The following is an 11280-nucleotide window of genomic DNA, read 5'->3' on the forward strand; positions in this document are numbered from 1 at the left end:
AACTTCCTCCTTTATTGTTCAAGCAATCCCCATTTTTTCATCACTTTCTTTTCAATTCTGCTGAAAAAAACTAAATCTACTAAAATTCCAATTAAGGCAATGATAAATATAATGCCCATCACTAACGCCATATCGCCAAAATCTGATGCGAATTTTAACGTATAGCCTAAACCCGGGCCGGTGCTTAACAGCTCGCTACCCATCAGGCCTCTCCACCCAAACGCCCAAGCAAGCCTTGCACCAGTTACTGCATGCGGGATGGCTGCTGGAAAAATCACGTGTGTAAACAGAGAAAATCCGCTGTAATCCATTGTCCTTGCCGCATTTGTATATATTGGAGGAACGCTTTTAATCCCTGTCCGCATATTCAATGTCATCACAAGCGTTCCACCGAGCACGACAATAAAAATGATCGCTTTTTCATTTAAACCGAACCAGATGATGGCTAGAGGCAGCCAAACGATGCTCGGCACGCTTTGCAACGGCAAAATTAAAGAGCCAATGGTATCATCAATTACTTTCGATTTTGCAAAAACGACGCCTAACACTGTTCCAAGAATAAGAGCAATCACAAGCCCGATTGCCAGCCGCTGAAAACTTGCCAGCAAATCATAGACAAGAGTTAGATCAGCAAAACCGTTCCACAATGCCTGAAAAATATCGCTCGGAGCCGGAAAGACGACAGCCTTAATATTTAACAGCTTGACGATTGCTTCCCATATACCCAGTGCGGCTGCATAAAAAATGATTCGTTTAACGACCTGCTGCATAACTTTCTTCCTCTTTCACTACTTTATCAATTTCTGACTTCAACAGCTTTTGAATGCGCTCTTCATATTCAGCAAGCTGCTTTCTAAATTCATCACGTGGTCTCGGAAAAGACACTTCTATTTCATCAATAATTCTCCCAGGCCTTGTACCCATGACGATAATACGGTCCGATAATTTTAACGACTCTTGGATGCTGTGCGTAACAAAAAGAATTGTTTTTTTCGTATCGATCCAAATTTTTTCCAACACTTCGTGCAGGCGTGATCTCGTTTGCTCATCCAACGCTCCGAACGGCTCATCCATTAAGAGCACCTCAGGATCCATCGCCAAAGCTCTTGCGATCGATACGCGCTGCTGCATGCCGCCGGAAAGCTCGTGCGGAGAATGCTTGGCATATTGGCTTAATTGAACCATGGCCAAATATTCGTACGCCTTTTTTTTCGCTTCTTCCTTCGGCATTTTTTTCTTCAGCGGAAACATGACATTTTCCTCAACTGTCAGCCATGGAAAAAGGGCTGCCTGTTGGAACACTACTCCCCGGTCGCTTCCAGGTCCCTTTACTTCCTTCCCGTTTACCAGCACTTTTCCCGATGTGGGGGCTGTTAACCCGGCAACAATCGATAATAACGTCGACTTGCCGCAGCCGGAAGGGCCAAGAATGGAAACAAATTCTCCTTTCTGCACAGTCAAATCAATTTGGTCAAGAACCGTTTGGGAGACGCCATGATGTTGAAATGTTTTTGAAATATGCGCAATTTGGACAGACAAAGTAATTCCCCCAGTATATGATCATTCTTACCTATCTTATCGGATTAGTCGTTATCATTATATAAGCATTTTTTATTTTGTCAACCTTTTTATTTGTTGGAGACTTTTCAAAAGAGTGATAAAATAATGAGAAGTCCAGCCTAACTGGTAATTAGTCAATTTTGGAGGAATTGGTATGGCCCAAAAAGTCGCACCTATAAAAGAAGAAACGTTTTTTAGCGAAGAGCTGGGGGAAGAAGTTTCTTTGCTCATGTATTTGCCGACTTCCTTTTCTCCATTATCTCATCATCATCTTCTCATTGCTCAAGATGGCGGAGACTATTTTAAACTGGGAAGGATCGCGCGTTTTGTTGAGGAGTTAACGGAGGAGCAAACGATTGAAGATTTGATTGTCGTTGGCATTCCTTATAAAGACATTCAAGATCGAAGAAGAAAATATCATCCCGATGGAAGCCAGTTCAACAGTTATATCCGTTTTTTAGCTCATGAATTAATTCCATTTTTAGAAGAACGTTTTCCGCTTTTGCCAATAGGAAGAGGCCGCGCGCTTATCGGCGATTCTCTAGCTGCAACCGTTTCGCTTATGGCAGCGCTTCATTATCCGCATACATTTGGAAAAGTGATCATGCAATCACCATATGTGGATGGAAAGGTGTTAGAAGCGATCGATGCTTTTTCACAGCCCTCTTTACTATCTATTTATCATCAAATCGGGAAACAGGAAACGGCTGTAAAAACGACTGATGGGAAAATAAAAGATTTTTATACAATCAATCAAAAACTTCATGAACAAATGGTACATAAAGGATTCGAATGCATTTATGAAGAATTTGACGGCGATCACCGCTGGACATATTGGCAGCCGCTGCTAAAAGACATATTAAAAAAAATGTTTGCTGTATCATGAAAATTCATTCTTTAAGTTGTTATAATAAAGAATACGAGTAAATATCAAGGAGGCCAAAAAAATGAAGTACGGAATTGTGTTATTTCCTTCAAAAAAGTTGCAAGACATTGCCAACTCATATAGAAAACGTTACGATCCGCATTATGCGCTTGTCCCTCCTCATTTAACATTGAAGGCACCGTTTGAAGCTGACGAAAAAGAAATTGGCGATATTGTGAAAGAACTTAGGAAAATTGCGAAACAAGTGAAGCCTTTTAAACTCTCTGTCTACAAATTCAGTTCATTTGCTCCTGTCAATAACGTTATTTATTTAAAAGTTGAACCAAATCCGGAATTAACAAAATTGCATGAGCTTCTCCATCAAGGAAAATTTAAAGAGAAGCCTGAATACGCTTTCGTCCCTCACATTACAATTGGACAAAATTTATCGGATGATGAACATTCTGACGTTCTCGGCCGTTTAAAAATGTTAAAAATTCAACATGAGGAAACGATTGACCGATTCCATATTTTGTATCAATTAGAAAACGGCTCATGGACTGTTTATGAAACATTCCTGCTTGGAGAAGGACGAGATTGATGAAGGCAGTCAAAGCTATTAATGAAAAACAACGAAATGATGCTTTTTATGTTAGAAAAAAAGTGTTTGTAGAGGAGCAAAACGTTCCAATTGAAATTGAGCTCGATGAATATGAAGACTTTGCCGAGCATGTCGTGCTTTATGACGACAATCAGCCTGTAGGAGCCGGCAGGTTTCGTGTTATTGGCGACACCGGAAAGCTTGAGAGAATTTGTGTTCTGCCACAATACCGAGGAAAAGGAGCGGGAAATATCATTTTGGAAACACTTGAAAAACTCGCGGCCGAAAAAGGATTAAAGAAAATAAAATTAAACGCTCAAACACAAGCGGAAAATTTTTATAAAAAGCATGGATATCAAACCGTTTCCGATATTTTTATGGATGCGGGCATTCCTCATGTCACGATGGAAAAAACGTTACATCCACATTCATAAAGCTGAAAAACAAACGAGGCCGCGAATTGCGGTCTTTCATTTTGAAGGGTCAGAAAGCGTGAAAAAGAGGTTAAAAATCCCTTCATTACATTCAGATCAATTTGAATGTTTCACCATTTTCTCCGCCGCACACCTTCCCATAGTTTTTAAAAAATGTACATGAATTTTGGCAGTTGGGACAACCTAACCATTACCGATCTTAGCAAAGGTGATGGGAATGGAATTTGTAGCAATTGCCACTGAACTGATTTTCGGATTCTTTGCCCTTTTTCTTCTGACAAAAATACTAGGTAAAACACAAATTACGCAAATCACGACGTTCGATTTTATTTCTGCACTCGTTTTAGGCGAGCTGGTTGGCAATGCTGTTTATGATGTGAAAATGGGGATTGAAAAAATATTATTTACGGTCGTGATATGGGGAATGTTAATCTATTTGTTGGAATTCATCACACAAAAATGGAGAAGAACCCGCGGAATACTGGAGGGCGCTCCGTCAATGGTCATCCTCAAAGGAAAAATTTTACGGGATCAGCTGAAAAAAAACAAGCTTGATATGAACCAGCTTCAACATTTGCTAAGAGCAAAAGGAGCTTTTTCGATCCGCGAAGTGGAATACGCAGTTCTTGAAACGGACGGCACGATCAGCGTATTGAAAAAATCGGAATTTGATAAGCCGACCCGAAACGATTTAAATATTCTATCTTCGCCAGCTACCATCCCCTACACGATTATTGTTGACGGCGAAGTGGTTAGTGAAAATTTAAAAGAAGCAGGTTTTGATGAAAAATGGCTTCAGCAGCAGCTTCTCGCTTACAGTGTGGAAGACGCGAAAGATGTTTTTTACGCGGAATGGGATCAAAACAACGGATTATTTGTCCAAAAATATTAGCTTGTTTCGAAGCATATCATGAAACTCATGTATGTGCTTTTGCTGGAAATTGAAATATTTTCTTAGATGGAATAAATAACACTAAGTTGAGATTTAAGTTATAATTGACTTATAAATCTTAATGGTTGATGTTTATTTATGCGTACAAAAAACCGATTAACTCCTATAGATACAAAGTATTTTCGTCCTGAAATCACCCATTGCTCCGATTGTGGTGAAAAACTTACATATTGCCATCCAGTTTGGAGAAAACCATTTCCACTTTAGATGGTGAATTCAAGATCGTGAATATGGGATATCGCTGTGAAAACCCATCTTGTTCTAACACAACAGTTTATCGTTCGGCACAAGCTGAACATTTAAGTATGAAGCACATTACTTATGGTATGGATGTCATTGCATATATTGGCCATTTACGCTTTAAAGAACATAAAGCACGAACAGAAATGGCTTCTATTTTGAAAGAGAAGAAAGTAAAAATCTCAGACCGTCAAGTACAGAAACTTTATGAACGTTATGCTTTATTACTTCGAGCCAATGTCAAAGAGACTGTAAAGGATGATCTCCAAAAAGTGGTCAATGAACATGGCGGGATCATATTGTTTATTGATGGAGTTCAACCTGAAAAAGGAAATGAAACCTTATACGTGATTCGAGAGGTCCTGAGCGGTACGATTTTGGCAGCTCACAATTTAAAGAGCAGCGCATCTCAAGAACTTATGGATTTCATACGGCCAGTCTTAGCCGTCTAAGAATATTTTTCATCCATTCTAACATTTGTTTCGCAGTTTTCGTTTCGCATAATCTGCTGTTGGCTGAACAGCTCTGCTATCTTAATTGGCAGAAGTCTGGATGGAAAAAAGCTGCCCTATTTTCTCTTTTCCTTCCATGCTGCCATAAAGCAGAAGTGTAAAACAATCGGCATCGCCAAACAAGGCCATCATGCCCGCCACTCCATGTAAAGCGGGTGCACAATCTTAAGATAGCCATTAGGCAGTACGCCGAATGTAGTCCTCTAGCTCTTGTGGGGTTTTATAACCAATGCTGCTATAAAACCGTCAGCGGGAGTACTCCCGCTGACGCGCTATTTTTTCTTATTGTCCAGCATATTGGCGATGGTGTTAAAATCCATATTCTCTTTTCCATTTACAATCGCATTGACAATTTTATTTTCTAATTCTCTTGAAACCGGCCGATTTGCCAATTGTGCAACCCGCTTGATCACTTTTCTGACGGTTGCTTCATCGTTGAAATTGGAATTTTGCAAGGAATTGGCCAGTTCAAACACATCTTTCATATTGACGCCGGTTTTTTTCTCAATATTTTTAAAAATATGATCCATTCTGAAATTCGTCCCCTCCTAAATTGTCGAAATGTCCTGTATAACAGGCTTTAATATTTTATGAAAATGAAATGAAAACGTGATGAGGAAAAAGTATAGTCCGCCTTCTAAAAGGCGGACATCCATCCGTGACCAGCACTCACCATTAGTTTTGTAAAAGACTTACAGATTAATATTTAAAACAGGAACAACCGACGATAATCAACAAGATGAATAAAACGACGATTAGCACAAAGCTGTTGTTATGAAAACCGCCGCTATAAGGATAGCTGTATCCGCCGTATCCTCCATATCCGCAACCAAAGCCCATTTTTCTGCACCTCCTCCTTTATTCATCACTATACAGTATGAAGCAGTTCCTCATTTGGAGTGGACACACAAGATGGGCAAGTGCGGATTTTTTAGTGAGGTTTCAACCTGTTTTGGTTCACTTTTCGTTTCCCTTTTAAATATGTTTTTCCATGTTTTCGATCTCTTTTTCAAATTTTACCGCCGTTTTTTCAAGGTCTAAAAGCTCACCGTCTTTTTTCATCATCCAGCTTAAACATTTTTGCTGAACTTTGTCATGGTCTTCGTATATACCTTCTATCCATTTGACGAATTCCTTTTCTAGCTTGTTCATCTTTCCCTTTTTAAAATCCTTTTTTCCCACAGCCGCAGCCACCGGAACTCGATGAGTTGTAAATTTTTATGTCGGATGGGTAAGCTTTCTTTTTCATCATCTTCTTTTTAAAAACATCTCCTTTTGCCATTGAACCGGAATAAACCTTTACGTTTTTTTTCAATGTGCTTCTCCCCTTTCTTCCAAAAAATAAGAACCTTATTCCATTCTATGAAGAATAAGGTTGATCTGTGTTCCTTCTAATCGTTTTTGGCCGCATCATCCATCATCAAAAAATGAAATTCTCTTTGGTTGTTCTTTTCGTTTTTTTCTTTTATAAAATATTCTTTCCACTCATGAGGTTCAACTCTTCCTTGAATAGCTTTCGTTTCTTTTAAATTTCGGAAAAACCAATCTCCCTGCTTCTTTTCATCAGCCTTTTTTTCATATTCATACGGATGGTGATTTTTTTCAGCTAATTGCTTTTTTAACGCCTCGATTTTTTCTAAAAGTTTTTTTTGTTCCTCCCACTCATGATTTCGATCATTGCTTTGGCGGTGCTGTTCGATCGTTTCCTTTAGCTTCTCGTTTTCTTTGATGATTTTTTCAAGTTCCCGTTCTTTTTCCTGCAATAATATTTCTAATTCTATCGATTCTTTTGCTTTTTCTTTATAAAACGAAAGTTCCGCTCTCATCCGCTGCAAAAATTCTTTATTTATTTGCGCCATCTTCCTCACCCCTTACTGTAAATGTATGAGCTCAAATGAAAAATGTTGACAAAAGCCCAGGAAAAAGATGCATATGACTTTTGTATATTGACATGTGCGTATAGGCAAATATAGAGATTCTCTCTCATTGCTTCAAAGAAAGGGATTTTTTTAGCAAAACAAATTCAAAATTTCCGCTCCTGTCACTGCACATTTAACCAGTTTGCTCATAATATACAGTAGTCCGACACCTAAGAAGGTTTTGGAAATCAGAATGATTAGGAGGTAACAGCATGAGCCATTTGGGACATGATACAGAAAGATTATGTATTCGCGTTCCGAAAGTTTATGACTGGGTGAGCCGTCAAATTGATCTTCCTCAGTTAAGCTTTAGAGATTTATCATCCATCGGTTTTGATTGCGAAGGAGTGACAGGTACATCGGAAGATCCGTGTGCGCTGTATGATGATGGGCCTGTAAATGTCAATTGCTACTTGTCAGACAGTTTAGGAAATCCCGTTGATCCAAATTCTCCAAACGCTATATCAGTGACAGAAATTGTTCAGCCGCAAGGTCGTCAATCAGTAGTCGTTCATTTGCCAAGGGATGGAAAAATTACCCTTCAAAAAGTAAGAGTGCTCATCAGAGGGTATATTGTCGTTACTCTCTCCGATTTGCAAGGATCTGTCACTTGTGTGTCAGATGCTATTCCATTTGCAACGGTTCAAACCTTCTTCCTTTGCGCACCACCCGGCACAACATTAAACAGCCATGTTTCCTTTTTTGAAAGCGACGCGAACATGATTTGTGATAATACATCATTCAGCCAACTAGATATTTCCATCATGATTTGTCTAGATGTGCAAATGGAAGCCCAAGTGAAGCTTGAGGTGGAAGGGAAATTTTGCAAACCCCGTCGCGAACTGCCTACAACTCTTACATGTTCGGCCGTGCAAGTTCCGCCGCAATGTCCGGAAATTTTCCCTGGTGACGACTACGACTTGGATGACTAAATCAACTGGAAAAGGGGATGTCCTCCCCTTTTTATTTTTCCTCTCATTTTTCCGGGAAAGTGTTTAAAGAAGTGAACATACATATGTATAGAAAAACTGTTCTTTCAAAGATGGTTTTGTTGAAACTTAAACGAGAACAGCGCTTTCGAAAGTTTTCGTCCCTTTATACGGATTTTGAACCGCTTATGCGCCAAATTCCGTATACATATGGGATTTAAACCAATGATCAGAATCAACTGCAGGCTTGGTCAAAATCAGATAGAATGACTAATTTCTTCCATTTATATCCTGTTACAATTATGTTTTAAAAGCGCTTCTTTTTGAAAGAAATGGCTAATAACTGTTTTCTATTTTCAAGAAAAAAGCAAAATATTTATTTGTCCGAGGAGGCGATTCAATGAACAAAACAAAACGGGGCAAACAGGATTATTTACAACTTCAGCAGCAGCTTATCCACTATAAGTCCGAAATTTCGAAATACAAACACGAATTGGCAAGCGTTCAGAATAAACTTCTTCAAGAACGGGAGAAAACAGAATATTACAAAGCAGTCATCCGAACCGGCGAACAATATCGCATCGCAAAAGAACAATTTGAACAAGAAATCCAATACGTTCAATCCAAATTGAAAGAAGCTGAAAAAAATGCTGAGAAGATGAACATGCAGCTTTCCATTGTTGAAGAGGAACGAAACGACCTATTAAAACTGTTAAAAGCAGCAGTTACTAACCTATTAAAAGAAAAGCAATCTTCTGACGAAAAGATCAATCAACTATTGTTGGAAAAAGAACGATTGATTACACAACTAGATAAAAGGCTTGAAAAAGAACAATTTCGCATCGATTTATTGACAGCTGAACGAAATGAACTTTTAAATACTTCTCAATTTTTATTCCAATCACTATACGAGAAACACGTTGAACAAAAAGAGGTTGATGCGGTAGGAAAGGAAAACACCGCCTTTATGGACGACCCGATTCGCGCTCGTTTTATACACTCGATTGTTCTTCCTCATGAAAACGGTGATCCGGTAACGATTCTTGGCCATGCCGAGATAGAAAACATTACAGAACAAACTTTGCACCATCCTGTATTATGCATTAAAATCCACCCTCATCAACATGTTCAATTCAGCGGAAAAATTATTACAACAAAAAAACAAAACGAAAATGATTTCAACTATAAAACTGATTCTTCCATGGAATGGAAGTATTTGCACCCTGATTGGCGAAAACAAATTCAAGAAAAAGGGGAATACTGGCTAAAACCTAGTGAAAAAATGGCGATCGAACCATACGAAAAAATTTCCTTTGAAGGATTTCACATTGTTTTCCCTTTAGATGATTTCGATGAAGCGCTAGTCATTGAAGGTTTTGTATATTGCCAGGAAAAGAAAAACGGCATTCCATTTGAAAACAAAATTATTATAAATTAAAAGGCGGTCATGTTTTAATGAAAATTCTCTACATTCCATCTGGCCATAAAGGAATCTACACGTTTTTTGACCGATCCCTTTTTCGCGCCTTTAACAAACTGTCCATTCCATTTGTCGTTCACCACCCTTTAGAGCCGATTCAAAAGCTTACAGAATTGCTACTTAAATTTCAGCCAGACCTTGCTTTAACAATGATTGGCGACAAAATTCCGCTGCAAAAACTAAAACTTATGAAAAAAAGAAACGTTCCTGCCACGGTTTGGCTGACAGAAGATCCTTACTATTTAAAAAAAACAATACAATATGCTTTTTGGTTTGACTTTGTTTTTACTGTTGACCGATTTAGCGCCGGCTGGTATCAAAAACAGGGAATTCAAAACGCCTTTTATTTGCCGCTTGGAACAGATTTTTCTACATTTTATCCAAAACAAGCGGCACCTCTTTTTAAAAGCGATATTTGCATCATCGGCTACCCGTATGAGAACCGAAAAAAACTCGCGGAGCTTCTGATCAAGGAAACGCCTTACCGACTAAAACTAGTTGGATTATGGAAATTAAATCTTTCGAAACATCAACAAAAACGGGTATCTGTCCATTACGGTTGGGTTTCTCCCGGCATCGCTTCATCCTATTACAACAGCGCGGAGATCAATGTCAACACTTTAAGGCCCATCAACGATTCCCATAATGACACGCTTGACTTCATACCATTTCGATCATTGAACAATCGGACGTTTGATCTTGCAGCGTGCGGAGCTTTTCAAATTGCTGAAAAAAGCGATGACTTGGAAGATTTTTTTATGGAAGAAGAAGAAATTTGCATTTTTTCTGACTTTCAAGAAGCCGTACAAAAAATAGATCGTTATATGAAAAACAAGCAGAAACGGGAACGAATCGGCCGAAATGCACAAAAAACCGCCAAAAGCCGTGATTCATTTGAAAACAGATTGAAACAAATGATTGACTCGATTTCTGGAAAAAATGAGTAATTGATGTATTTTTTTTTTCTAAGAAACACATTCACTCTTCAAATGCATAAAACATAAAGTATAGATACTTTAAGGAGAGTGAGCAAATGTATAAAAAACACATGAGGCTTCCGCTCGTTATTTTCATGCATATTCCAAAAACCGGAGGACTTACTATTAGAAAACTGATGGAACAACAATACCGTCTGAAAGAAATTATGCTTATTCGATCTGATCTCGATCTTAATCAACAAATGAAACAGGCGGATAACACACAAATAAAGGCTCTCTATGGACACAATCGGTTTGGAATTCATCAGCATATACAAAAGCGGTCCTTTACGTATATCTCCATGCTAAGAGATCCTGTTGAACGGGTTATTTCCACTTATTATTTTATCTTAGAACGCCCGCAAAATCGATTGCACCAATTGGCGAAAAAAGTCACCTTCGAACAGTTTGTCCAAGAAAAACATCCTGAATTTCATGTTCCGGTAAACAACCACCAAACGAGATTTATGTCCGGTAAAAAAATTCCTGACTTAAAGCTTGCGCTAAAAAATATGGAGCAGTTTTTTTCAGTTGTCGGCGTTACGGAAAAATTTAACGAATCGATTTTTTTAATGAAAAAACATTTAGGTTGGAAAAATATTTCTTATCAAAAGGTAAATCAAACTAATAACAGACCGAAAAAAAGTGATCTTGACGATTCTTTGATCCAGCTCATTGAGTCAAAAAATCAGTTGGATCTTGCCCTTTATAGTAAAGCAAAAGAAAAATTGGAGAAGATGCTGGATGAGCTTACAGCTAAAGAAAAACAAGAATTGAACAAATATTTGAAGAAACAAACTTGAGGGGGTGT

At 38.4% G+C, this 11280-nt stretch carries 16 protein-coding genes; 9 read left to right on the forward strand and 7 right to left on the reverse strand.

The window, feature by feature from the left end; genetic code table 11:
• Positions 1-11: 11 nt before the first annotated feature.
• Both NST97_RS18785 and NST97_RS18790 read right to left on the reverse strand, forming a co-directional pair.
• Positions 12-770: an ABC transporter permease gene (locus tag NST97_RS18785; protein WP_094245366.1), complete on the reverse strand. Its 759-nt coding sequence runs from the start codon at positions 768-770 to the stop codon at positions 12-14.
• Positions 754-1539, reverse strand: coding sequence for an ABC transporter ATP-binding protein (locus tag NST97_RS18790; RefSeq protein ID WP_063387523.1), 786 nt, complete (start codon positions 1537-1539; stop codon positions 754-756). The genes NST97_RS18785 and NST97_RS18790 overlap by 17 nt, the downstream gene beginning before the upstream one ends.
• 175 nt (positions 1540-1714) lie before the next feature.
• On the opposite strand from NST97_RS18790, the gene NST97_RS18795 reads away from it, so the two are divergent.
• The 5 genes from NST97_RS18795 to NST97_RS18815 all read left to right on the forward strand — a co-directional run bounded on the left by NST97_RS18795 (position 1715) and on the right by NST97_RS18815 (position 5104).
• Complete coding sequence (locus tag NST97_RS18795) at positions 1715-2446, forward strand: alpha/beta hydrolase (protein WP_341343599.1); 732 nt, start codon at positions 1715-1717, stop codon at positions 2444-2446.
• Between the two features lie 61 nt (positions 2447-2507).
• Positions 2508-3026 carry a YjcG family protein gene (locus NST97_RS18800; protein WP_094245364.1) on the forward strand — a complete coding sequence of 173 codons (519 nt, stop codon included), beginning with the start codon at positions 2508-2510 and terminating at the stop codon, positions 3024-3026.
• Complete coding sequence (locus tag NST97_RS18805; RefSeq protein WP_339199249.1) at positions 3026-3460, forward strand: GNAT family N-acetyltransferase; 435 nt, start codon at positions 3026-3028, stop codon at positions 3458-3460. Before NST97_RS18800 ends, NST97_RS18805 begins: the two co-directional genes overlap by 1 nt.
• A gap of 217 nt (positions 3461-3677) precedes the next feature.
• A complete protein-coding gene (locus tag NST97_RS18810) occupies positions 3678-4352 on the forward strand; it encodes a DUF421 domain-containing protein (RefSeq protein ID WP_339211183.1) in 675 nt (224 codons plus the stop codon).
• Between the two features lie 284 nt (positions 4353-4636).
• Positions 4637-5104, forward strand: a complete 468-nt coding sequence (locus NST97_RS18815; RefSeq protein ID WP_339199244.1) for a hypothetical protein — start codon at positions 4637-4639, stop codon at positions 5102-5104.
• 332 nt (positions 5105-5436) lie between these two features.
• On the opposite strand, the gene NST97_RS18820 is transcribed toward NST97_RS18815, so the two are convergent.
• The 5 genes from NST97_RS18820 to NST97_RS18840 form a co-directional block, all read right to left on the reverse strand.
• The gene (locus tag NST97_RS18820) at positions 5437-5694 is read right to left on the reverse strand and encodes a stage VI sporulation protein F (RefSeq protein ID WP_327862843.1); all 258 of its coding nucleotides are present in this window, start codon (positions 5692-5694) and stop codon (positions 5437-5439) included.
• Between the two features lie 169 nt (positions 5695-5863).
• Positions 5864-6004 (reverse strand): YjcZ family sporulation protein, encoded by a 141-nt coding sequence (locus NST97_RS18825; RefSeq protein ID WP_327862842.1) that lies wholly within the window; start codon positions 6002-6004, stop codon positions 5864-5866.
• Positions 6005-6139: 135 nt separating this feature from the next.
• Positions 6140-6316, reverse strand: coding sequence for a hypothetical protein (locus NST97_RS18830; protein ID WP_339199241.1), 177 nt, complete (start codon positions 6314-6316; stop codon positions 6140-6142).
• Between the two features lie 10 nt (positions 6317-6326).
• The gene (locus NST97_RS18835) at positions 6327-6479 is read right to left on the reverse strand and encodes a hypothetical protein (protein WP_327862840.1); all 153 of its coding nucleotides are present in this window, start codon (positions 6477-6479) and stop codon (positions 6327-6329) included.
• 76 nt (positions 6480-6555) lie between these two features.
• Positions 6556-7023: a hypothetical protein gene (locus NST97_RS18840; protein WP_327862839.1), complete on the reverse strand. Its 468-nt coding sequence runs from the start codon at positions 7021-7023 to the stop codon at positions 6556-6558.
• 272 nt (positions 7024-7295) lie between these two features.
• Here NST97_RS18840 and NST97_RS18845 point away from each other — a divergent pair, with 272 nt between their 5' ends.
• The 4 genes from NST97_RS18845 (at position 7296) to NST97_RS18860 (ending at position 11272) form a co-directional block, all read left to right on the forward strand.
• Positions 7296-8015, forward strand: a complete 720-nt coding sequence (locus NST97_RS18845) for a hypothetical protein (protein WP_339211182.1) — start codon at positions 7296-7298, stop codon at positions 8013-8015.
• A 397-nt stretch (positions 8016-8412) separates the two neighbouring features.
• The gene (locus NST97_RS18850; protein WP_327862837.1) at positions 8413-9450 is read left to right on the forward strand and encodes a hypothetical protein; all 1038 of its coding nucleotides are present in this window, start codon (positions 8413-8415) and stop codon (positions 9448-9450) included.
• Positions 9451-9467: 17 nt separating this feature from the next.
• Positions 9468-10439 carry a CgeB family protein gene (locus NST97_RS18855; RefSeq protein ID WP_339199234.1) on the forward strand — a complete coding sequence of 324 codons (972 nt, stop codon included), beginning with the start codon at positions 9468-9470 and terminating at the stop codon, positions 10437-10439.
• 86 nt (positions 10440-10525) lie between these two features.
• The gene (locus NST97_RS18860) at positions 10526-11272 is read left to right on the forward strand and encodes a sulfotransferase family 2 domain-containing protein (RefSeq protein ID WP_339199232.1); all 747 of its coding nucleotides are present in this window, start codon (positions 10526-10528) and stop codon (positions 11270-11272) included.
• The last annotated feature ends 8 nt before the right edge of the window (positions 11273-11280 follow it).

This window comes from Aeribacillus sp. FSL K6-1305 (assembly GCF_038050115.1).
Lineage (GTDB): Bacteria > Bacillota > Bacilli > Bacillales > Aeribacillaceae > Aeribacillus > Aeribacillus composti.